This is a genomic window from Sphingobacterium bovisgrunnientis (genome assembly GCF_009829085.1).
Classification (GTDB): domain Bacteria; phylum Bacteroidota; class Bacteroidia; order Sphingobacteriales; family Sphingobacteriaceae; genus Sphingobacterium; species Sphingobacterium bovisgrunnientis.
Map to the genome: position 1 here is coordinate 54,718 of NZ_WUQY01000006.1, position 23,426 is coordinate 78,143.

Genomic DNA, 23,426 nt, shown 5'->3' on the forward strand with positions numbered 1-23,426 from the left:
AGAGTTAAATGGGAACATTGGTGATGGTAGGTCAGGTTATTCTGGCTTTATCTATTTTAATTATACTACACGAATTAGGACACTTCTTAGCCGCAAGAGCTTTTGGAATCAAGGTTGAGAAGTTTTATTTATTTTTTGATGCTTGGGGCGTAAAGTTATTCAAATTCAAATATAAAGATTGTGAATACGGTATCGGATGGTTGCCGTTAGGCGGTTATGTAAAAATCGCTGGTATGGTAGACGAATCTATGGATACGGAACAGCTTAAAGAAGAACCAAAACCTTGGGAATTCCGTTCAAAACCAGCTTGGCAACGTCTTATCGTGATGCTTGGTGGTATTATTGTCAATGTGATTGTCGGTATTTTGGTATTCTGGATGCTTGTGTTCAAATACGGAGATTCAGATTTTGATAATACAAAACTTTGGGGTTTAAAGCCTGGAATCATCGGGGAGAAGATTGGTCTTGTAGAAGGCGATAAAATCTTAGCCGTAAATGGTAATCCTGCAAATCTTTTCATGAAAGATTTGATGACTTCAGAAGTATTGATGGGTGATGCGGTATTGAAAGTAGAGCGTCAAGGTCAAACGCTTGATATTACACTTCCTGCCACGATGTTGAATGACGTAGCTGATCACAAGAAAAATGAATTTGTAACGCCAATATTTAAGATGTTGCCTGTGGATACGGTGGTGAAAGATACCCGTGCGGACAAAATGGGACTTAAAAAAGGTGATCAAATTATTGCTATCAATGGAGTACAAGTCGACCGATTGGATATATTCCAAGATGAGGTGGCTAAGAATAAAGGAAAAGAAATTCAATTGAATGTCTTACGTGGTACTGATTCTGTGCAATTGGTAGCAGCGGCAGATACGTCTAGTAAATTGGGATTTTCTAACTTACCTGTGGTGATGCGCAGCTATTCTTTTGGTGAGTCTTTACCGATAGGTGTTAATAAAGCCTTCTCTGTGATTACAGACAACATTAAAGGTTTTGGAAAGATATTTAAAGGAGAGGTGAGAGCAGATAAAGCACTTTCTGGACCTGTTGGTATTGCTAAGATGTTTGGTGACGAAGTGGATTGGTCGCGTTTCTGGAATTTGGTGGGTATGTTGTCTATGGCATTAGCCTTTATGAACTTATTGCCTATTCCTGCGTTGGATGGTGGCCATGTCGTGTTCTTGTTGATTGAAATGATTCAAGGAAAACCTTTAAGTGATAAGTTCTTAGAAACAGCACAAATGATCGGGTTCTTTATACTAATCGCATTGATGTTATTTACCTTCGGAAATGATATTATAAAGTGGTAAAAAGTATAAATATATAATAGAGAGCCGAAACATCAACTGTTTCGGCTCTCTTGTTTTAGGAGCTTAAATTATCTAAGGTCTTGACGAAATTGACTTGCTTGCCCTGATTACTCTCGTAAATAAAGTCATTTAAGCTTTTACTTTGATATTTTTCAAAATCACCAATTATAATCAATGCCAATTGGTATTGGGTGAATTTTTGTAAGACGTCTCCAGCCAGTTTAGTTTTTAAGTCAAAGAATTTAGGCGTTATATTTTTCTCATGAAGAATCAATGTATCAAACCCTTGATAATACACATTACCAATTAAATCCAGAGCGTCCTCCAAATTGTTTATTATTACTTCATCAGCTATGATTTCCGCTACTTGTTTGTTGTTGATTATCCGTGTTTTAATTTCCATTAAAGAGTGATTGAATTATTAAGTGGAAGTTTTCTGTTCTAACAAATTGTCAAGTTGTTTCAAACAAATTGTTATTCCTTCTTGGAAACCCATTTGCAAAAATACACCTAAATCTTCTGCCGTATCATATGTAAGCTTGCAATCTACAAGCGTATGCTCATCCACCGGAGTGAATGTAACTTCCCAAGTGCTTTGAGGTAAATCAGGATTCATAATTCCCTCTTCATTACAAAATCCGCCTTTTTGAATAAATGCATTTGGTACATCAATGCTGATGAATTGTGATAGACTCCAATGTTTTTCGCCTTCTGGACCTACCATCGCATAATGCCATATTCCATTAGGAATGAAATCCAAAGTCTTTGTTTCTACATGCCAAGGTTGAGGTCCCCACCATTTATCCAGCCATTCTTGTGTAGTCCAAGCTTCCCAAACTAGTTTTTGATCTGCTGCATATTCCTTTTTTATTTCGATGGTATTGCTTTCTCTGTCAATAGAAAAGTCAAAAGCTAAATTCTTTTTCATAATGCTCTGATATTGTTCTGTTATTTGAACAAATGGAAATAAAGCTTGTTTTTGATAATTTAATAAATTGGACGTAACGATAGGATGATATGTCCACCAGGCAGCGTTTTGATTAATTTTTGTTTGAAAACAATCTGACCTTCCAGACCTTCAAATAATAACCGTCTAGTAGAAGTGACCATTGGATGAATACAAAGTTGTACTTCGTCTAACAGTTTCAGCGATAACAACTGTAGCATCAAACTTCGACTACCGATATACACTATTGCATCTCTTTCTTCTTTTAGGTTTTTTAAGGTTTCTAAGAGTGTGTTATTGGCCAATTCTGCTGTCGACCAATTGGTTCTATGTAATGTGTTTGAAAATACAATTTTTCGGATAGCATGTATAGTTTTTGCAAACGCATAACTTTCGAAATCGGAGTTTTTATTCTTTAATGTATCTTTCCAATACAACATTAGTTCATAGGTTTTGCGACCGTACAAAATCGTAGTTCCTTTTTTCAGCAGGTCGGTATAGTGCGCATGAACATGTGCATCAGGTAACGATTGGTTGTGATCAAAATTACCATCTATCGTCATATTTATTGCGCAAATAATATTTCCCATATCACGTGATATTTTCTTGATCAAGATATGTATTGGCAAGTTTTGCTGGAGCGACTTGACAATATGCACTTCGTACAATAGCTGTAATTATCTCTTCATTAATTGTATTGAGTTCTACTATTGTCCAGCCTTGTTTTCCCCAAGCATTTGGAACTGCGTAAATTGTGTTTTTATCAATTAATCCATATAAATCTTGATCAGAGAGAGAAAGTTTGACCGAAACTTGGTTTTTTTTAGGATTATACGTTGCAAAGATCTTCTTTTTAACACGAAATGATAGCTTATCGAAATGTGTATCTTCAATTGCTTCAGGATACGCTAATGCAATTTTTCGAAATGATTCAAAATTGACCATAATTATTTCAGTCTAAGAAGTTGACCCTTACGCTTAATTATATTTTTATAATCCCATTGAATATTTTCAGCTTTAATTAGCCATCGCATTAAATCATCTTGATAAATTTCGTCTTCAGAATTATAAAATATTGATGCATCTTTAAATTTCTCACCTTTAATCGATAGCTTTTCTTCTTCAAAATCAGCCCCACTCCAAAACATCATACGTACACCATTCTTTTGTTTACTATATCCTACAATGGGATTTCCATCTATAAACCATACGGGATGTCCATGCCATATTTTATTTTCAGTATAATTAAGGTTTTCATTAATAGTGTTACAAAGTAATTCACAGATTCCACGATCATTAGGTAATAAAGATTGATGATAAGCTGTTAGGTCAATATATTTATTCATAAATAAAGATTTTCGGTTACATAACTGCGTTGCAGTTGGTGTAACGAAAGCTAATTTACAGGATTTAATTGGGTTAAGAATTGTCTTATGCAAAGAATTAATTTATATAGCATTAACCTAAAGGCGAATCAGATTTTTTATAACCTTTTGTACATTATATAATCTGATAGTAGGGGAGTAATCCCAGAATTGCGACATTCAGTTGCAATCTGTGCTCTGTGGTAGGTGGAATGATTTATAATATGGAAAAGAATATCGTCTAATTTGTTCTCAAAAACTACTCCTGTGGAAGTTTTATAGGTAACAATTCGATTCAAATCCTCAGAAGATAAAATATGCAGTGTGTCCGTAAAATTTGAATTGTTTAATGCTGCAACAGTATTCCAATCATTTAATTGCCACACGCCAAATTCATTACGTTGAATAATTCTCGCATTCCATATTTGATGAGCATTGATGATATGTGAGAGCAACAAGAATGTCTTTTCTGACACTTGAGCATAATGTGAACCTATTAACTTTATAAGTTCCATATTCATTTTTTGGTTGTATTCGAATAATTCAGCGAACTTCTCCTTCATGTTTATAGTGTTGGTTATATAAATTTAGATAAATTCAGTTATTCTTGGAGTAGGTTTAATGAGATGGTGTAAATTATTGATAAAAAAGTGAGCCTTAGTATACATTCATAAGGCTCATTTTCTAATGTGGATGTAAGGGTATTACAATCGTATTCTTAGTTTTTTTAAGAAACTGTAATTTCATATTGACGACCTTCTAAAGCCGCTTTAGAATCCATTTGTCTTCCAATTAATGCGCCAATGCCAAGTCCAATGGGCAATCCAATACCTAAGAATGCCATATTTTTTGTAATCAAACCTATTATTACACCTAATGAAATCCCGAATGCACTCATTCCTATCGCAAGCCATCGCTTGCTGTAATATCCTACAGGAACGATTTTAACATCTTGTTCTATGATATCAACAATTTCGTTTTCAGTAAGGGTGATTAGACGATAAAGTGCACCATTAATTTTAGTTGATGAATTAAGTGCTTTGATTTTATCATTTATTTTATTCGTAGCAACTTCAGATAGCGGCTTAATCTGCGCTATTTTAAGTATGCTCTGTAATCGGTTGTATGCTTGAGTTAATTTGTCATCAGGCATACTGTCCGTTTGTTTGGGTTGTAATTGGAATAAATTCATATTAACTGCGTTGTTAAAGGTTAAAAAAAGTAGATGTTGTAATAATTTACAATTGCAAAATTTACTATATATAAATATATGAAATAAAGTCTATCAACTGGGTATGTAATACCTAATTATAGGTATTGTTACAATAAATTTATATATACCTACAATATTTTAACGTAAAAATACCTTAAGTTGCTACAATATTTTGTATTAATATTTACTACTAATTTTAATGACGCAAAATACTTTCCTTCTGGGATACATTAGAACTATTAAATCCATTCATTTAAATCACCCAAATCCTTACTATTATTTATGTTTTTTGTTTTTTGTTTTCAAAAGGAAATCCTAGTCATATTCGGTGATTATAATTGATTATTAATAATTTGAATAAATTTTTTTATTTAATCTTCCACATGATTTTCATTACACGTTCAAATAGTTGTGTTCCAAAAATACGTTTAAAAGTTACAGAGGAAGTTTGAGAAAATTTTCCAACAGTATAACGTGCTTTTAACTTGTTTTTTGAAAGTAGAGAAGTAATTAAATTGGCAATTCTTACAGGATCTGCGCCATTATTTTCCTCTGTAGCGTAAATATCTAAAATTCTTTCAAATTGCATTTTATAGGCTGAGTCAATATGAGGGGTTATCTTTCTATTGTAGGTAATATTTGTGCGAAAATCACCTGGATTGATATTACAAACTTGAATTTTGAAAGGTGATAATTCTAAACGCAAAGCGTCGGTAAAACCTTCCAAAGCATATTTACTAGCGGAATAGTGTGCTTGAAAAGGCATCCCAATTTGTCCAGCTAGCGAGCATATATTGATAATTTTTCCTTTATTATTCGCTCTGAAATGTGGGAGGAACTTTTGCGTGAGACGTACAACACCAAAATAGTTCGTATCTATTTGCTGCTTTGCTTCCTCAATAGTTATGTTCTCCACAGGTCCAGAAATAACATATCCTGCATTGTTGATTAGCACATCCACTTGCTGAAATCGCTGAAAAATTTGTTCAATAAATTTCTCTACCGAAGAATTATCCGTTACATCTAGTTTTAGCAATTCAAAATTATCAAAACGCCCTTCCTTGTAACGACTCGTGCCTAGCACCTGATGACCAACCTTAGCGAGGTGATTAGCAACAGCTTTACCTATTCCGGATGAAGCACCGGTAATGACGATATTCATAGTTGTGGGCGATTGATTTACTTAAATTTAACCAAAGAATTTTATATATCAGATTAAAGTTTGCTAGCTTTTAAAATATATTTCGCTAAATCTTTTTCAGTTTGTATTTCGCTGTTTTCTAAATGCTGAACTATCCTGCCAATTACCTCTTGAGATTTATTTTGACTTAGTTTTTGTTGTCCTTGCACTTCTGTAACTTCTAATTCAAATGCAACAATACCTTTTAGCATGCCTTGAATATATTTTTCTGAAAAACTTTTCCATTGTTCGTAATAATCTTTTTCGTAAAAATGGATCATGTCTTCCAAAGCTTGCATTTTTTCATCTGTAGTATGAAGAATCTTAGCTTTTCCGTAGACATGTACTGAAATATAATCCCAAGTAGGAACACTTTCCAATTTGTCGTAATGTGATGGCGAAATATAGGCATGAGGTTCAGAAAAAATAACTAACGAAATAGTATCTTCTATATAATTCACCTGTTCATTTGCTATAGCAAAATGTGCAGAAAGAATTAGTTTATCCTCTCTTTGTTTAATAACAAATGGCAATTGTGTAGCAATCGGGATATTATTCTTAGTAGTAATGATAGTAGCAAAGCTAAATCTTTGCATGAAGTCGAGTAACTCTGTCTTATCTGTTAGCTGAAATTTGGAAGGAACGTACATTTTGCTTTTGAATATGGGATTTACGTGTATATCTATTCTGAATCTAATTTTTTATTATTTAATTGAATATCAAGATATTAAAAGTTTAGTGAATTTAATTTTATACTGAATTTTCAATTTATTAATTACCAGTTTGATCTATCTAAGTTGTACCAATAGGTTTCCTCGTTGTCAAAATCAAATGATTCTTGATAAATAAATCCAAGTTTATGCAGGACATTTTTAGAGCTTTCATTTTGTGGGTGAACAATAGAATATATCTTATCCACGTTCAAATTCTTAAAACCATAATCCAATACTGCTCTTGCAGTTTCAGTCGCAATACCCTTTCCCCAATATTTCCTAATTATCCTATAACCCAAATCATAATAATTTTGATGTTTATTCACCATTTCGGTTACTAATTTCAAGCCTGTCCATCCTACAAAATTGTTTGTGTTTTTTTCAATTATTGCCCAACGTCCAATACCATTAACCAGATATTGATTTCTGATAAACTGTATTACTTCTGCAATCTGTTCTTTATTTTTCACAGGCTCATTTCCTAAATACCGATGCACATCTGCATCACTATCCAATTCAAAAAGACCATCTAAATCACTAGGTATTATTTCGCGTAGTATGAATCGTGAAGTTTCAGCAGACACTTTCACCGGACTTTTTATTTTTACAGCTTTTAAAACTTCATTATCAATTCGCAGATTATATAAAACTTCAAAGCCTTTGTTTTGATAAAATGCGAGTGGGGATTTATATACTTCTCCATTTGCTTTAAGATCGTTATCATGATCGATTACCCAACCATAAAATTCTCCTAATTCAAATTTGAGCTTTTCTATTAATAAAGTGCCTAATCCTTTGTCTTTATGCTCATCCTTAACAATAATTGAAAATCGTGTTTCGTTTTCCTTATCGAAAGCAACCGCCCATGCTAAAATTTGGTTATTTTCTTCAATAAGATAATGATTATAGTTTTGCACATCAATCAATAGCAGTTCAAATCTATTTTGAAGTTTGATCGGATACTCTGCATTCCAAAGTTTTATGATTTGATCAAATTGTGTTTGACTCAATGTCTTTGTTATATGTATTTCCATAATAAGAAATTTCTAAATCAATATGATTTCTGTTTTTGAAGACAGCAGGATGTTATAATTTTAATAAATATCTGAAATTCAATAGTAATAATACAATAATAATAGCTCAAAGTATTGCCGTAATAGAATGTCTACTTTTGTGGATATGCCTGACAATTTATCAATTAGCCAATCCTAATAAAACAACAAACTTCGCTTAAATCGGCTTAAACGAGGTCGAATATTTTTAATTTTTAACTTTTTGAAGGAGTTGTGAAACAGTTAACCCCTTTAGCGGAAGTATTTTATTTCTTCAATATTATTTCCTGCTGTTTCAACAATAATTTCATCGCTAAATTCCAAAGAATGCATTCTTCCAATTCCTCCTTCAGGTTTCAGTTGGAAAAAATACTCAAGAAAGTAATCTCATAAACTCATCCGAAATTTCTAAATTTATGGTACGGACTAAATTTTCGTCAATGAATAAAATTGCCTTCATTTTGATTCTATTTAATAATTCTAAATCTGTAGTTAGAATCCATAAAGAATTTTTGATTAGATTATGATTGAATAAATTCAAATTATCTAAATTATCATCAAATAATACTAAAACTTTTTTCTCAAAATTTTCATTTTTAGCTTCAATAACTTTTCCAGTTTTTCCAATTAAAACCCAATAATTTTCTGTTTCATCTAAATTAGAATTATTTGAATTTGTACCTAAAAATGATTTTTAATTTAACTCTTTGATTTTCTAACATTGATTTGAAAAAAAATACCAACATTATGATACACGCAATTTGAGCTTTTTCTTAGAAGTGTATAATTGCTTGTATATTGTTGTATTATAATTGTTTGTGTATATTGGTCTTGTTGCGCATTTCAGATAATGAGACATAAATTGGGAATTATCTTTATTTGAAATGCGCAATAGTATTTTATAGATTAAAGTACTTGTTTAATACCTGTTTAAGATCTTCCGGAGTGTCTATCGCATCATTTGAATGGCTAGAAATAGCGGTTTGAATTTTGTAGCCATGGTCTATCCAGCGCAATTGCTCGAGCGCTTCCATAGTTTCCAGATCGGATAGGGGTAGAGCTGTCAATTGTTGTAAGATATCAGTACGGTATCCGTAGATACCGATGTGGTTGTAATACGGTCTGTGCGCGAGCCATTCATTGGATTTTATACCCCGCAAAAATGGAACTGCCTGTCTCGAGAAATAAATGGCTTCACCTTTACGGTTTAAGACTACTTTGGGTTTGTTTTCGTTGAAAAGTTCAACTTCTGTTTCTACTCGACGGATCAACGTCGCAATTTCGGTATCTGATTTTTCAAAACATGAAGCTAGCAAATCAATCTGTTGAGGATCAATAAAAGGTTCGTCACCTTGAATATTGATGGCGACATCGAAACCAACTAAACTTCCTGCTACCTCTGCACAACGGTCTGTGCCCGATTGGTGCTCGTTGCTTGTCATAATCACATTGCCAGCGAAACCTTTGACATGGTCATATATACGTTGATCATCCGTAGCGACGATAACTTCGGATAGGGAAGTAGCGTGTTTGGCTTGTTGATAGACGCGCTGAATCATAGATTGTCCAGCAATATCTACTAGGGGCTTGCCTGGAAATCGACTCGAATCATAGCGAGCAGGAATAATACCGATTATTTTCATACTCGAATTTAAGCTATTAAAATTGAAAACAAAAAAAGTAGCCACCAAATATGGTGGCTACTTACCTTGAATTTATATGAAGGTTGATTAGCTACTAGTGGATAAATAACAACTCACGTAATTTTGGTAAAGGCCATTTCGCATCGTCAACAATTTTCTCCAATTTGTTTACGTGGTAACGGATTTCATCAAAGTAAGGTTTTACAGCCTCATCGTAAGCAATTGATCTTTCGCGGATATCTTCGATATTGTTAGCTTTTTTACGCTCTTGACGCATAGCCTCCGATTTCTCTAAGATCGTGTTTGTATGCTTAGAGATACGCTCTACCAAGTTCAATTGTGAAGAATATGCTTCTTTGTTTAAACCTAAATCTTGAAGACCTTTAACGTTTTGGATTAACTCATTTTGGTAAGTGAAACAAGCAGGAGCGATTTGGCTATTTACAACCTCACCGATTACACGTGCCTCGATTTGTAATTTCTTGTAGAAGTTTTCTAACAAGATCTCGTGACGTGCTTCTGATTCACGTTTTGAGTAGATACCTAATCTTTCGAATAATTCTAAAGATTCTTCTTTTACGTATACGTCTAATGCTTTAGGTGTAGATTTGATGTTAGACAAGCCTCTAGCTTCTGCTTCAGCAGCCCACTCATCACTATAACCATTTCCCTCGAAACGAATAGCTTTAGAATCTTTGATGTATTTGCGGATAACGTTTAAGATAGCAAGATCTTTTTTCGTTCCTTTTTTGATTTGTTTATCAACTTCAGCTTTAAATTCGATCAATTGCGCTGCTACGATAGCGTTCAAAACCGTCATTGGCAATGCTGAATTCGCTGATGAACCTACCGCACGGAATTCGAATTTGTTACCTGTGAAGGCGAATGGTGAAGTACGGTTACGGTCAGTAGTATCCAATCTCAATTCAGGGATTTTAGGAATACCGTGCCATAAGTTTGTTTCTGCTTTTACTTTTTTCGCTACGCGTGCTGATTCTACTTCTTCTAAGATTTCATCTAATTGAGAACCTAGGAAAATCGAGATAATCGCTGGAGGAGCCTCATTAGCACCTAGACGGTGATCATTCGAGTGACTCGCGATAGAAGCGCGTAATAAGTCTGCATACTCATAAACAGCTTTGATCGTATTTACGAAGAATGTCAAGAACATCAAGTTGTTTTTAGGCGTTTTGCCTGGCGACAACAAGTTTACACCTGTATTTGTGATTAATGACCAGTTGTTGTGTTTACCTGAACCATTAACACCAGAATATGGTTTCTCGTGTAATAATACTTTGAAGTTGTGACGGATAGCCACTTGCTCCATTACATTCATCAACAATTGGTTGTGATCGATAGCCAAGTTGATTTCTTCGTACATCGGTGCACACTCAAATTGAGAAGGAGCAACCTCGTTGTGACGAGTTTTTAATGGAATACCTAATTTCAAAGATTCATTTTCTAAGTCTACCATGAATGCCAATACGCGCTCAGGAATAGCTCCGAAATAGTGGTCTTCTAATTGTTGTCCTTTAGCAGACATGTGGCCAAATAATGTACGGCCAGTCAATTGTAAGTCAGGACGTGCATTGTATAACGCTAAGTCTACTAAGAAATATTCTTGTTCGATACCTAAAGATGCGTTTACTTTAGATACTTGTTTGTCAAAATATTGTGCTACATCAGTCGCTGCTTTATCGATTGCTGCAACAGCCTTCAATAATGGCGCTTTGTAATCTAATGATTCACCAGTGTAAGAAACAAATACTGTAGGAATACATAAAGTTTTGCCAGCTGGTGTTTCATAGATGAATGCTGGAGATGAAGGATCCCAAGCTGTATAACCACGCGCTTCGAAAGTATTACGGATACCACCATTAGGGAATGAAGAAGCATCTGGTTCTTGTTGAACTAATGCATCACCAGTGAATTTTTCGATAGCATCACCATTGTCATCAGGTTCGAAGAAAGCATCATGTTTCTCAGCAGTTGTACCAGTCAAAGGTTGGAACCAGTGTGTATAGTGAGAGGCGCCATTCTCGATAGACCAAGTCTTCATAGCTTGTGAAATCACATCAGCTAATTCGCGAGAGATTTGCGTTCCATCTTCAATTGCTTTGCTAAGTTCTTTGAAAGTTGATTTAGGTAAGTAAGCTTGCATTTTTGAGTTTGTGAAAACATTTTTTCCATAAATGTTTATCGCTCTTTTCGTACTTACTTTTTCTTCTGGTAAAGCTGTTCTTGAGGCTGCAGCGTTTACGGATTCGAATCTGAAGTTTGACATCTTATGTTTGTTTGGTTGTATTTTGTTGTCTATTTGATTAATGATGACCAAAAATACATTATGATTTTAGATTTTTATAATTTTTTTTGAAAAAAAATGAAAAAAAATAGAAATAATCTGAATTTTGCGGATTTTGTATCAAAAAAAATGCTAGTTTTTATTAAAAAATAGTTTTTTAGTATCGAATTTTGGTTTAAATTGCTTTTTTGAGTGCTCACTTACTAAAAATGACTATTTAAAATTTTTAATATGTAAGCATACTACACATAGAGTTGCAGGATTAATTAAATATAGTCTATGTATTAAATATCATTTAAAAAGGTTTGAAAACAAAATGAGGGTTCAGACTTGTATCTGAACCCTCATTTTGTTTAATTAATATTGATCTATCTTTTAATCGCTTTCGCGTAAACCCCAATCTATACCTTTATCAATCGCTTTTACGCCGTGCTTAATCCAATCGGCTGCAGGCTTTCCTTTTAAGAAGTGGTCAAAGAATTGTGCTTGACGAATTTGAATATCTTTACGGTTTTGCCGTTGCATCAAATTATGTTCGTCTCCATTGTAATTCAATAACCAGACAGGCTTTTGCAGACGACGAAGTGCCGTAAACATTTCTATACCTTGGTACCAAGGCACAGCCCCATCATTGTCATTGTGCATAATAGCGACTGGAGTAGTTACTTTATCCATAAAGAATAATGGAGAGTTTTCAATGTACAAATCGCGGTTTTCCCACAATGTAGCCCCTAGACGGCTCTGCGTCTTTTCGTACTGAAATTGTCTTGACATACCTGTTTGCCAGCGGATACCACCATATGCAGAAGTCATATTGACTACAGGCGCACCAGACCATGCTGCAGCGTACATGTTGGTACGTGTAATCAAATGTGCTACTTGATAGCCGCCCCAACTTTGACCTTGAATCGCCATTTTTGTCTCGTCTACCCACGGATTTTGCGCTAAAAATTTCATGCCTGAGTTTACATATTCTTCTGCGTCTTTGCCTGGTTGTCCAGTTTTGTAACGAATATCTGGCGAGAACACCAAATAACCATTACTTACAAAATACGAAATCATCAAACGCGATGGCGTAGGAGCAGGTTCGTGGTAACTATACAATCCTTCTGTATGGGTCTCGTAGAAATAGGAGATGATTGGGTATTTTTTACTTTGATCAAAATCCTCTGGCTTATACAATATCCCCTCAGCGGCGTAGCCGTTAGGAGTCGTCCATTTTACAAGCTCAGCAGTCCCCCAATTGTAGTTCTTTTGTTGCGGATTTATATCTGTAAGCTTCGAAAGGTTTACAAAATCTTTTGTTAAGTACAAATCTGGATATTCAACATAGTTTTCGCGTGATAATGCGAAAATTGTGTTGTCTTCATTTGAAATTAATCTTTTGTAAACGTTTTTGGATTGAATTATCTCTTTTAATCCATTTTTCTTACCTAAATCTAATTTGAAAAATCCATTTTCTTTTGTTTTCTCATGAAATGAAGTGAGCAAAAGTGATTTTTTGGGATTAATAATGTTTGATGCTTGACGCGGATCGCTGTTTCTAAAAATTTGAGCTCGCAATACAATGTTGTTTTGACGTCCATAATTGTTTGTCACGTTCAATTTGTTTTTTCCATCAAAACTAAAATACCAAATGTCGTATCGATCATTGATATAAATACCTTTGCCATCTTCAGACCAGCCTGCATAACCATACGAACTCGGCGAGGCGGGTACATCATTAAGTTCATCCGCAAAAGAAACAGAAAGATTTTGTGTTAAAAGTATTTCCTGTTCTTTAGCGATCTCATATACAGACCATACTGACTTATCCGTATTATAAAATACAATATGTGTAGCATTGGGAGACAAATAAGCTTGACCTATGTGATTCTTTTTGATTAATATTTTATTACCCGTAATAATTGATACCAAATAAATGTCTTGTGGATTCCCAAGAGACCATTGCGATGCAATTTTGTTTTCTTTGGTTACTTGGGAGCTGAGTGCCCATTCTTCATTTCCTGTAGCTGTGGTGAATAATCTGCCAAAATTTTCATCACTCAAAGGAATTAAGCGTTGATTGTTAAAATGGTATACAGCCTCATAACTTTTAGCGCGTTCGCGTCCAACATTTACTAATTGTTGTGTCATCAATGATTCCTCCTGCCAGTGCCAAATATCCACTTTCGCGTTTTCAAATTCAACGAGTGTAGTGTCTTTTACCTTCGGGATATGAGCTAAACCCAACATCAATTTCTTGCCATCAGCACTGAAATTTAAATTGCCATCACCCGAAACATACCAATTCGCAGGAACACCTGCTGATTGTCTGTCTAATAACACTGTCGCTGTATCTGTCTGCCAATTATAATGGTAAACTTTAAAATCTTTGATTTGCGCTTTATCCGGGGATTTATCGGCTAAGAATACTAATCTTTGCGACAAATCATCAAAACTGATGTTTTTGTAATTTCCTTTGCCATTGCTTATTTTCTTTTCGGATTTTTTAGCCAGATCATAAATATATAAGCCTGCAACGCCAGTCGTATCTTTGTCTGCTCCTTTTTTGTTGTATACTAAATACTTTTCATTGTCATCAAAATAGTAGCTATCAGCTTTCCAAATTTGAACGGTGTCTTTGCTTTGCAAGTTGTAAAGTACCAAAACCGTTTCTTTTTTAGCAGGAGCTTTTTTAGAAGCAACAGATTTTGTTGTGCTAGAATCCGAAATAAGGTCTTTTTTTATCGTATCTTGTTTAGTAGGAATTTCAATTTCCTGTTGATAAGCTATGTATGAAGTAACTAATCTTGGTGATTTCCAATTTTTAATGGCGCCAAGATTTACAGCTTCTTTGGTAGAAATATTGAAGACCGATAAAGAGTCTTTTGGCATTTCATCAAGCTTCTTTTTCTTAATTTTAGCTTCGCGCGTTTCTTTGAAAAATGGTTTGATGTTGCTAATGAAAAATTTCTCGTTTTCGGTTATTTTGGATGAAGTTCCTCTTTCGAGCTTAAAAATTAGATTATTCTGTTGATCTTTTAATTCAGTGACGGCATCGCCTTCTTGTGGTGAAATCGTATAGTAGATAAATTTCCCTGACTTGGAGAAATTTTGTGCAGATATGTTTTTCCACGAATCAAATACAGTGTGATCAATAGGTGGCTTTTGCTGTGCATTTCCTTGGAGTGAGAATCCAACCAAAAGTGCCGTATATAGTGCTTTATTTTTCATTAGGATAATACCATATTATTTGTAACAATAAAAGTAGACATTCTATAATTATCTTTTTGCAACAATTTTGGCACGTTAATTACAATGTATACGTTATATCATAAATTGAAAATATAATTATGAAATCTACAACCGTAATCGTAAGTATCATAGCTGCTGTTGCAGTGATAGCGGCAGCTTTTATTTTGGGGAATGCCTACAAATATAAATTCAAGGTAAACAATACAATCAATGTAACAGGTAATGCCAAAAAGGATTTTGAGTCTGATATTGTGAAGTGGTCGGCTTCATATAGCCGCAAGTCAATGAATCTGAGTGAAGCTTCGGAACAATTGCGTCAAGACCGTGATTTGGTCAAAAATTTCTTAGTGCAAAAAGGCATTAAAGAAAATGAAATTCTATTTGATGCGGTGAATATAATTCGTGACTTTAGTTACCATACTGATGAACGCGGTAATAGCTTCAATACATTTACAGGTTACAGTTTGAACCAGACTGTAAGTGTAGAATCTCGAGATTTGGACAAAGTAGATAATGCATCACGCGAAATTTCAGGACTAATTTCTCAAGGCGTGGAGCTCGCATCTAATGCTCCAAATTACTATTATTCCAAATTGGAGGATTTGAAATTGGCATTGATTGCTGAAGCTTCACAAAATGCAAAATCTAGAGCTGAGAATATCGCGAAAGAGTCGGGCAGTAGTCTAGGCTCATTGTTGAAAGCGGATCTGGGTGTTTTTCAAATTACAGGTCAAAATAACAACGAAGACTTTTCTTACGGCGGTGTATTTAATACGACTTCTCGCGCAAAGACTGCCAATATCACTTTAAAAGTGAGTTTTGGTCAATAATATCTTAAATTATTATAAAAAAATTGATTTGATATTCAGTTTATTACTGTTTAGCTGAAGATTTAAGGTTCTAAATGTTTGGAATATTGATTTCAAGTTTAGATATTTGCAGCACGTTCTTAAACAGTACGCCTCCTTAGCTCAGCTGGTAGAGCAACTGACTTGTAATCAGTAGGTCATTGGTTCGATTCCGATAGGAGGCTCAAATGTGAGAATTCACAGGTCTGGAGGGGTTCCAGAGCGGTCAAATGGGACGGACTGTAAATCCGTTGCTTCGGCTTCGAAGGTTCGAATCCTTCTCCCTCCACTCCAAAAGCCTCTTTAGCTCAGCTGGTAGAGCAACTGACTTGTAATCAGTAGGTCATTGGTTCGATTCCGATAAGAGGCTCTAAATAAAAAGCTCAACTTCAATTTGAAGTTGAGCTTTTTTTGTTTATCACTAATCTATTATATTAATCATTTTCCTATATTTAAGTTGTTATAAACTTAAATGAAAAAAAGAAATGAGCTTATTTAACAAATTACGCAATGAGTTTATTGATATAATTGAATGGGTTGACAATACGCAAGATACTATCGTTTGGAAATTCCCGAGATATCAAAATGAAATAAAAATGGGTGCACAGCTGACTGTACGTGAAGGTCAAGCTGCTGTATTTATGAATGAAGGTGTAATCGCTGATGTATTTACAGCGGGTAGATACGAACTCAATACGCAAAATATGCCTATTATGACCACCTTAAGAGGATGGAAATATGGTTTTAATAGTCCTTTTAAAGCTGATGTATTCTTCGTGAGTTTACGTCAGTTTACAAATCAAAAATGGGGAACGAAAAATCCAATTATGCTACGTGATGCTGAATTTGGACCAGTTCGTTTACGCGCTTTTGGAAATTATGCGTTTAGTGTAAAAGATCCAGCAATATTTCTAAAAGAAATAGCTGCCACAAATCCGGATTTCTCCGTAGATCATATCAATGAACAATTGCGTAATCTGGCTGTTGCACGCGGTATGGATGCTATTGCAGAATCGAAAATTCCAGTTTTGGATTTGGCTTCCAACTACGACGAAGTTTCTAAAGTTATACAGGATAAGATTAGTCCAGAGTTTAATGAAATTGGCTTAAACCTAAACAAATTTTTGATTGAGAATATTTCCTTACCAGAAGAAGTTGAGAAAATTTTGGATAAGCGAAGTAGCATGGGCATAGTTGGTGATATGGGGGCTTTTGCACAATTCCAAGCAGCAAACTCTATGGAGAAAGCTGCCGAAAATCCAAATGGCGGTGGCATCATGGGCGCTGGAATGGGCGCAGGGCTTGGTATGGGCATGATGGGACAAATGGGCAATGTTTTTCAAGAACGTAAATTTGAAGGAAATACCTCCCCTCAGCAGTCTGGAGCAGCTGTACCTCCACCTCTTCCAGAGCAACAGCAAAAAAGTATTTTCTACGTGTCTCAGGGTCAGCGACAAGGTCCAGTGTCATCAAGTGAAGTACAAAGGTTAGTTACTTCTGGCGCAATTCAAAAAGAGACTTTGGTTTGGTATGCTGGCTTAGCGGCTTGGGAAAAAGCTGGAGAAAATGCAGAACTAGCTTCTTTATTCCAAAATACGCCACCTCCAATACCAGGAGCTTAATACGTTTGGAATTTTATGTCTTTCGAAGATAAAACAACAGAAGTAAAGAAAAATTTACGATGTGCGGGCTGTGCTGCACCATTAAATTATTTGCCTGGCACATCCTTTTTGTTGTGTACATATTGTGGTCAAAAAAATGAGATCCCAAAATATGATGCAACACAATTTACCTTGGATTTGACACCTATACCGATTGATGATTATTCAGCAAGTATTGCGGATAAGCAAGATGAGGTATTACATCAAGAAGCCGAAGTTGCGAGTTGTAGCAATTGTGGTGCTAATACAACACTGGATGCGCACATTGTCTCGACAAACTGTCCATTTTGTGCCTCTCCGTTGGTAATTGATCACCATACCGAACGTGTCATTCGACCAAATGCAGTATTGCCCTTTGGAATTGATTACAAATTGGCTTTAACTAATCTCAAAAACTGGGGAAAGACACTTTGGTTTGCACCCAATGATTTGAAGTATGTTTTGGACGCACATTCTGTCAATGGCTTGAAAGGAGTGTATATACCGTATTGGAGTTATAATGCGTATGTAGCGTCTGATTATGAAGGGGAGCGAGGGGATTATTACTATGTAAATAGAACAGTTCGTGATGGAAATGGAAAATCGCGTACCGTTCAAGATCGAAAGACGAGATGGAGTTATGCATCCGGTACAGTGTCGGGGCAGTTAAATGATATTCTCATTTGTGCTTCAACATCACTTACGCAAGAAAATTCAGATAAAGTCGATTCTTGGAATTTAGAGAAATTAGTTCCTTTTGATGAACAATATTTAAGTGGATTTCTAGCGCAAACATATCAGAAGGATCATCATTATGGTTTTGAACGTGCACAAGAGGTAATTGATCGAGAAGTGCAATTTTGGATTCGACGCGATATAGGAGGCGACGAACAGCGTATTGGAGATTATGAGACAGAGATTAGTGATGTTACTTTGCGTTATATCTTGTTGCCTTTGTATATGTCTTCGTATCACTATAAAAACAAAACTTATAGTGTGTTGATTAATGCTTTTTCGGGTAGAGTATATGGCGATCGGCCATATAGTTTTTGGAAAATATTCTTTTTAGTAGTTAGTATAATAGCCATTTTGGTAATTTATTTTGTTGCAACAGGCTAGAAATAGCTGCTTGTGTCAGTAAAACATGTTTGGCTCGGTTATTGTTGTTTATACAACAAATGATTAAAAGAAAGGAAAAATATGATAAGAAAACAAAAAGAAAAAAAATCTTTAATGACAAGAAGCCCGTATATGTACTATGTGACTAACTGGGGATTCGTAGAGCAACCAACCAAAACAGAACAAACAAAAAGTCAGAAACGTTAACAAGAAGTTAACTTTCTGATGAAAGTTAAAAATTAAAATGATGTGCTTTTCGAGATGAAAGCATTTTCTGTTTATAGACCATCCCAAAATTTCCTTATTCTTCTTAACAATTTTTAACTAAACTCAAATTAAACAATTTGATTGTTTTCGCATCTATTGTACTATAAAGTTTATAATTAAAAAGAAGGGAGAACAATAAAATGAAAAAGTTTTTATCATTAGCAATAGTATTATCAGGTATTAGTTTTGGAGCTCTAGCTCAAGAGGGTATAAAGAAACCTAATTCTGATAAAAAATCTTATGTACGTAAGGAATATGTACGCAAAGATATGGTTAAATTAAGCCCAGAACAAATTGCTGAAAAGCGTACAGAAAAGCTTGAAAAGGAACTTAGTTTGACATCAAAGCAACGTAATGATATTTACAAGTTGCAATTGGATCAGGCAAATAAATTTAAAAAACAGCACGAAATAAGACAAAAAGAGCGCGAACAAGCTCGTAAAGAACGTTTAGCTCAACGTGAAAAATTTGAAAAAATCTTGACGCCTGAGCAAAAAGAAATTTGGAAAGAGAAGTTTGCAAAACGTGGAGATCACTCTTTCAAAAGAGGTGAGGATCGTAAGAAAAATTTTGAGCGTCGTGGCGATTCAAAACGTAGAATAGAAGGTAAAAAAGTAGAACGTGATCGTAGAGTAGGTTAATATAGTTTATTAGTTGGTTAGTTAAAAAGCCTTAATCGTGAGATTAAGGCTTTTCTGTTTTTATTTTGAAGCTGTACTTTCAAAGTATGCTCTGATTTGTTTCTCGTCAATTTTTATTTGCTGTTGAAGTTCTTCTAATGTATCATATCTTTCATCACCACGAATAAATTTTTTGAAAAGAATGCGGACTGTACTACTGTACAAATCTGCATCAAAATCTAAAAGATTAACCTCAATTTTGCGATTCATGCCATCTACTGTAGGTCGAGTGCCAATATAACACATCCCTATGGCTTTTTTAATAATAGGATTCTCGATGTATTCGCCTGATACAATTTGTGGAACACTTGGATATATGTCCACCTCAACGGCGTATATACCGTACGCTGGAATCAATTTGTGTGCTTCATGTACATGAAGATTCGCTGTTGGAAAACCAATTTGGCGACCAATCTGATCTCCTTTTTCGACCGTACCTGTCAACTCAAAAGGATATCCTAAATATTTATTTGCAATATCTATTTCACCTTTGATCAATGCCTCGCGTACACGGGTGGAAGAAACAGCCACGTCCTCAATGTCTTGCTTTGCGATTTCTTTAACTTGAAAATCGAAGATGTGTGAGAAATGTACTAAATCCTTGATTGATCCCTTGCGATCTTTACCAAAATGATGATCGTATCCGATAATTATAGTCTTTGTACCTAATTTTTCAACTAATACATTTCGAATGTATTCTTCAGGGGATAGATTTGAAAAATCTCGGGTAAATGGCGTTATGATCAAATGATCCAAACCACACAGCGCGAGTTGATGCGCTTTTTCTTCAATATCATTAATCAAGCGTAGACTATCATCCGTAGGATTAATAATCAATCGCGGATGTGGAAAGAATGTCAATAGGACGGTTTCGCCACCTGTATCTTTCGCACAATCAACCAATTTTTTAAGTATTTTTTGATGACCGATATGCACACCATCAAATGTTCCGATGGTAACGATTGCATTTTCTAGTGGCTCAAATTCTTCTAAGCTTCTATATATTTTCATCGAATAATACTATACAGTTTCTAGTGTGGAAGCTTTATGTGCTCTGATTGCTTCAATCAATTCTTCAAGATTCCATGCATTATCAACATGAAAATCTCCACTCATCGTACGGCGCAAACTGGATAAGTGTGAGCCGTTATTCAATACTTTTCCAAAATCATTGGCTATCGAGCGAATGTAAGTGCCTTTCGAACATCTAATTTTGAAATGTACATGTGGCATTTCAATTTTTTCAATTTCAAAGGAAGTAACAGTTACTTTACGAGCTTTTAACTCTACATCTTCACCGCGTCTTGCCTTCTCATAAACACGTTCGCCATTGATTTTTAATGCTGAATGCGCAGGGGGAAATTGTTCGATATCGCCTTCAAAAGTTTTTGCTGCCGCAATGATTTGATCTTCTGTGATAGCAGAAATATCAAAGGTTTGGTCAATCTCTGTTTCCAAATCATAAGATGGTGTAGTAGCCCCCAATGTAATTGTACCTGTGTACTCCTTGTCTTCAGCTTGAAACGAATCGATTTTCTTCGTCAACTTACCTGTACAGACAATTAGTAAGCCAGATGCCAATGGGTCTAAAGTACCAGCATGACCAACTTTCAATTTCAATGGCTTCATCGTATTTCGCAATTTGCCAACGACATCAAAACTTGTCCAAGTAAGTGGTTTATCGACTAAAAGAAGTTCGCCTTCTGCAAAGGCGAATGATTTATGTGTAGAGTTTGTATTTTCCATTATAAGTGTTCAATCCTTGTATAAAATTATTCATACAAGGATTGATGATGCAAAAATACGAAATAAATGTAATATCGTAAGGTAGGTTGGAGATTAACTCCCAATTATTGTTGCCAGAAAAAGATTAATAATCCAATTCCAATAATAATTCTGTACCATCCCCATACTTTAAACCCGTATTTTGTTAATACCGAAATAAATGTTTTAACAGCGATTAATGCCACAATAAAAGCAACCACATTCCCGATTACAAATGCTGTGATTGTTTGGTTGTTTTCCAAAATCATTTCGTATCCTTTTTGTGCATTTGCTGTGCCTTCACCCCAAGTTTTTACAAAAACGGAATAAACTGTTACAGCTAACATCGTAGGCACAGCCAAAAAGAACGAAAATTCTGCAGCCGCTTTACGACTTAATCCTTGTGTCAACCCACCAATGATGGATGCAGCGGAGCGAGATGTTCCTGGCATCATCGCAAGACATTGCCAAAAACCAATGATTAATGCTTTTTTAATTGGAATATCTTTTTCGTCCGTGATTACAGGATTCTTAAACCATTTGTCAACAAACAATAAAACAACGCCACCCAATACAAGTACTGAAGAAATAGCAATCTGATTACCTAATACAGCTTCTATCTTGTCATCAAATAGTTTACCTAATACCAATGCAGGAATTACTGCAATTGCTAGTTTAAGGTATAATTGAAGGTTGTTGATGTCAAAGAATTTTTTCCAATAAAGTACAACTATCGATAATATAGCACCAAATTGAATAGAAACTTGAAACATTTTAAGATATTCGGTTTCTTCCATGCCCAATAAGGCAGCTGTGAAACCCATGTGTGCTGTTGAAGAGATCGGCAAGTATTCGGTAAGTCCTTCTACGATAGCTATAATTATAGCTTGAATGTAATCCATTGGTAAGGTGTAATTTATTTTTTAGGTTTGTATAAAATAGCAACGAATCCTAGTGCAAAGCCTAAAACTACGACTAATGGTGCTAAAGTGATTTTCGTGAAACTGTAAATGTCTTCTGTACCCATCATCAAAATGAATCCAATGATAACGACAATGATACTAGCGATAAAGATTTGATAGTTCAGTTTTTGAAATACAAATCCTGTGTTCTTTTTCGGGTTTATAGTTTTATTTTCCGACATAATGTGTATATCTGAGTTGGTTAACTATTGTTTTTTGATTAATTGTAAAGGCTATTTGATTTAGCTTTCAAATATTTAGTAACAGCAAAGTAGGTGCTTAATGCAGATATTAAAATTCCTAAACCTACTACCGCTATAAAAATTGCCACAAATTGTGCCCAGTTCTGTAAGAATATTAATTCAGGAACTTGCTTTTGCGCAAATTGTAAGGTGAAAATCAACAATAAAATAGCGATTAAAGCACCAATTAAACCGTGAATAATTCCATAAATAATATATGGCTTACGGATAAAGCTCTTGGTAGCACCGATCAATTGCATGCTCTTGATCAAGAAACGTTGCGAATAGATTGCCAAACGAATGGTATTGTTTATCAATGCAACGGCAATAACTAACAAGATAACTGCAAATGCCAAAACCACTATTGATATAATTCGTATGTTTTTGTTTACCATATCGATCAATGATTCTTGGTAAACAATTTCTTTTACGCGACTATTCTGCGCTACTTTATCAATAAAAGGTTGTATACTGTCTGCATTTGCATATTGTTCTTTCAGGTATATATCAATCGAAGGTAGCAATGGATTAGAACCCAAATACTCGACAAAGTCTTCACCTAAATCTTCTTTTAGGTTTTTCGCTGCTAATTCTTTTGAAACATATTCTGTACGCAGTACGTATTCTTCTTTTTCTAAATCTTTTTGTAAAGAAAGTACATCACCTTCATTGACATTATCGTTGACAATGACATTTAAAACGATGTTTTCTTTTACATATTTCGAAAGGTTCTTAGCATGTACTAAAATTAAGCCTAAAAGACCTGTCATAAGTAATACCAATGCGATACTAATCACAGTGGAAATATATACTGATTTTGTTTTTTTTCTTGGAGAGCCTTGTTCTATCACTGACATAAAGCTTTGGTTTTTATTAGTGCGAAAGTAACCATTTCAGATGATTTATGGGAATAAATATAAACTTATATCGGTTCTGTGTTT

23 protein-coding genes and 3 tRNA genes are annotated in these 23,426 nt (G+C 34.8%); 8 read left to right on the plus strand and 18 right to left on the minus strand.

Annotation, left to right across the window (positions count from 1 at the left end; genetic code table 11):
• The first annotated feature begins 8 nt into the window (after window positions 1-8).
• On the plus strand, window positions 9-1,313 hold the full coding sequence (gene rseP, locus GOQ16_RS04775; RefSeq protein WP_160068264.1) for an RIP metalloprotease RseP: 1,305 nt from the start codon (window positions 9-11) through the stop codon (window positions 1,311-1,313).
• Between the two features lie 55 nt (window positions 1,314-1,368).
• On the opposite strand, the gene GOQ16_RS04780 is transcribed toward rseP, so the two are convergent.
• From GOQ16_RS04780 to GOQ16_RS04840, 13 genes are all read right to left on the minus strand, one after another.
• Window positions 1,369-1,716, minus strand: coding sequence for a DUF4180 domain-containing protein (locus GOQ16_RS04780; RefSeq protein WP_160068265.1), 348 nt, complete (start codon window positions 1,714-1,716; stop codon window positions 1,369-1,371).
• Between the two features lie 18 nt (window positions 1,717-1,734).
• The gene (locus GOQ16_RS04785) at window positions 1,735-2,241 is read right to left on the minus strand and encodes an SRPBCC family protein (protein ID WP_160068266.1); all 507 of its coding nucleotides are present in this window, start codon (window positions 2,239-2,241) and stop codon (window positions 1,735-1,737) included.
• A gap of 59 nt (window positions 2,242-2,300) precedes the next feature.
• The gene (locus tag GOQ16_RS04790; RefSeq protein ID WP_160068267.1) at window positions 2,301-2,849 is read right to left on the minus strand and encodes a dihydrofolate reductase family protein; all 549 of its coding nucleotides are present in this window, start codon (window positions 2,847-2,849) and stop codon (window positions 2,301-2,303) included.
• Window position 2,850: 1 nt separating this feature from the next.
• Window positions 2,851-3,204: an MmcQ/YjbR family DNA-binding protein gene (locus GOQ16_RS04795; protein ID WP_160068268.1), complete on the minus strand. Its 354-nt coding sequence runs from the start codon at window positions 3,202-3,204 to the stop codon at window positions 2,851-2,853.
• A 2-nt stretch (window positions 3,205-3,206) separates the two neighbouring features.
• Window positions 3,207-3,605, minus strand: coding sequence for a DUF1801 domain-containing protein (locus GOQ16_RS04800; protein ID WP_160068269.1), 399 nt, complete (start codon window positions 3,603-3,605; stop codon window positions 3,207-3,209).
• A gap of 137 nt (window positions 3,606-3,742) precedes the next feature.
• Window positions 3,743-4,186 (minus strand): DinB family protein, encoded by a 444-nt coding sequence (locus GOQ16_RS04805; protein ID WP_160068270.1) that lies wholly within the window; start codon window positions 4,184-4,186, stop codon window positions 3,743-3,745.
• Between the two features lie 164 nt (window positions 4,187-4,350).
• Window positions 4,351-4,815: a hypothetical protein gene (locus GOQ16_RS04810; RefSeq protein ID WP_160068271.1), complete on the minus strand. Its 465-nt coding sequence runs from the start codon at window positions 4,813-4,815 to the stop codon at window positions 4,351-4,353.
• A 388-nt stretch (window positions 4,816-5,203) separates the two neighbouring features.
• Entirely contained in the window at window positions 5,204-5,998 is a 795-nt protein-coding gene (locus tag GOQ16_RS04815) for an SDR family oxidoreductase (RefSeq protein WP_160068272.1), read from the minus strand.
• A gap of 53 nt (window positions 5,999-6,051) precedes the next feature.
• Window positions 6,052-6,666, minus strand: a complete 615-nt coding sequence (locus GOQ16_RS04820; protein ID WP_160068273.1) for an FMN-binding negative transcriptional regulator — start codon at window positions 6,664-6,666, stop codon at window positions 6,052-6,054.
• 125 nt (window positions 6,667-6,791) lie between these two features.
• A complete protein-coding gene (locus tag GOQ16_RS04825; protein ID WP_160068274.1) occupies window positions 6,792-7,763 on the minus strand; it encodes a GNAT family N-acetyltransferase in 972 nt (323 codons plus the stop codon).
• Between the two features lie 917 nt (window positions 7,764-8,680).
• Window positions 8,681-9,424 carry a 3-deoxy-manno-octulosonate cytidylyltransferase gene (kdsB, locus tag GOQ16_RS04830; RefSeq protein WP_160068275.1) on the minus strand — a complete coding sequence of 248 codons (744 nt, stop codon included), beginning with the start codon at window positions 9,422-9,424 and terminating at the stop codon, window positions 8,681-8,683.
• A gap of 94 nt (window positions 9,425-9,518) precedes the next feature.
• Window positions 9,519-11,708 (minus strand): glutamine synthetase III family protein, encoded by a 2,190-nt coding sequence (locus tag GOQ16_RS04835; RefSeq protein WP_149913717.1) that lies wholly within the window; start codon window positions 11,706-11,708, stop codon window positions 9,519-9,521.
• Window positions 11,709-12,101: 393 nt separating this feature from the next.
• Entirely contained in the window at window positions 12,102-14,942 is a 2,841-nt protein-coding gene (locus tag GOQ16_RS04840; RefSeq protein ID WP_160068276.1) for a S9 family peptidase, read from the minus strand.
• Between the two features lie 119 nt (window positions 14,943-15,061).
• On the opposite strand from GOQ16_RS04840, the gene GOQ16_RS04845 reads away from it, so the two are divergent.
• The 7 genes from GOQ16_RS04845 (at window position 15,062) to GOQ16_RS04875 (ending at window position 19,478) form a co-directional block, all read left to right on the plus strand.
• The gene (locus tag GOQ16_RS04845) at window positions 15,062-15,793 is read left to right on the plus strand and encodes an SIMPL domain-containing protein (protein WP_160068277.1); all 732 of its coding nucleotides are present in this window, start codon (window positions 15,062-15,064) and stop codon (window positions 15,791-15,793) included.
• Window positions 15,794-15,923: 130 nt separating this feature from the next.
• Window positions 15,924-15,996: transfer RNA gene (locus GOQ16_RS04850), tRNA-Thr, on the plus strand.
• A gap of 23 nt (window positions 15,997-16,019) precedes the next feature.
• Window positions 16,020-16,100, plus strand: a tRNA-Tyr gene (locus tag GOQ16_RS04855).
• 8 nt (window positions 16,101-16,108) lie between these two features.
• A tRNA-Thr gene (locus GOQ16_RS04860) sits at window positions 16,109-16,181 on the plus strand.
• A gap of 115 nt (window positions 16,182-16,296) precedes the next feature.
• The gene (locus GOQ16_RS04865; RefSeq protein ID WP_160068278.1) at window positions 16,297-17,433 is read left to right on the plus strand and encodes an SPFH domain-containing protein; all 1,137 of its coding nucleotides are present in this window, start codon (window positions 16,297-16,299) and stop codon (window positions 17,431-17,433) included.
• 15 nt (window positions 17,434-17,448) lie between these two features.
• The gene (locus tag GOQ16_RS04870) at window positions 17,449-18,570 is read left to right on the plus strand and encodes a TFIIB-type zinc ribbon-containing protein (protein WP_160068279.1); all 1,122 of its coding nucleotides are present in this window, start codon (window positions 17,449-17,451) and stop codon (window positions 18,568-18,570) included.
• A gap of 407 nt (window positions 18,571-18,977) precedes the next feature.
• Entirely contained in the window at window positions 18,978-19,478 is a 501-nt protein-coding gene (locus tag GOQ16_RS04875) for a DUF4890 domain-containing protein (RefSeq protein ID WP_149913713.1), read from the plus strand.
• A 60-nt stretch (window positions 19,479-19,538) separates the two neighbouring features.
• Here the strand turns inward: GOQ16_RS04875 and GOQ16_RS04880 are convergent, their stop codons facing one another.
• The 5 genes from GOQ16_RS04880 to GOQ16_RS04900 all read right to left on the minus strand — a co-directional run bounded on the left by GOQ16_RS04880 (window position 19,539) and on the right by GOQ16_RS04900 (window position 23,342).
• Window positions 19,539-20,528 carry a bifunctional riboflavin kinase/FAD synthetase gene (locus tag GOQ16_RS04880; RefSeq protein ID WP_160068280.1) on the minus strand — a complete coding sequence of 330 codons (990 nt, stop codon included), beginning with the start codon at window positions 20,526-20,528 and terminating at the stop codon, window positions 19,539-19,541.
• 9 nt (window positions 20,529-20,537) lie between these two features.
• A complete protein-coding gene (truB, locus tag GOQ16_RS04885; protein WP_160068281.1) occupies window positions 20,538-21,263 on the minus strand; it encodes a tRNA pseudouridine(55) synthase TruB in 726 nt (241 codons plus the stop codon).
• A 104-nt stretch (window positions 21,264-21,367) separates the two neighbouring features.
• Window positions 21,368-22,183, minus strand: a complete 816-nt coding sequence (locus GOQ16_RS04890) for an undecaprenyl-diphosphate phosphatase (RefSeq protein WP_149913710.1) — start codon at window positions 22,181-22,183, stop codon at window positions 21,368-21,370.
• Between the two features lie 14 nt (window positions 22,184-22,197).
• Window positions 22,198-22,425, minus strand: coding sequence for a DUF3098 domain-containing protein (locus GOQ16_RS04895; RefSeq protein WP_149913709.1), 228 nt, complete (start codon window positions 22,423-22,425; stop codon window positions 22,198-22,200).
• Between the two features lie 38 nt (window positions 22,426-22,463).
• Window positions 22,464-23,342 carry a cell division protein FtsX gene (locus tag GOQ16_RS04900; protein ID WP_149913708.1) on the minus strand — a complete coding sequence of 293 codons (879 nt, stop codon included), beginning with the start codon at window positions 23,340-23,342 and terminating at the stop codon, window positions 22,464-22,466.
• Between the last annotated feature and the right edge of the window lie 84 nt (window positions 23,343-23,426).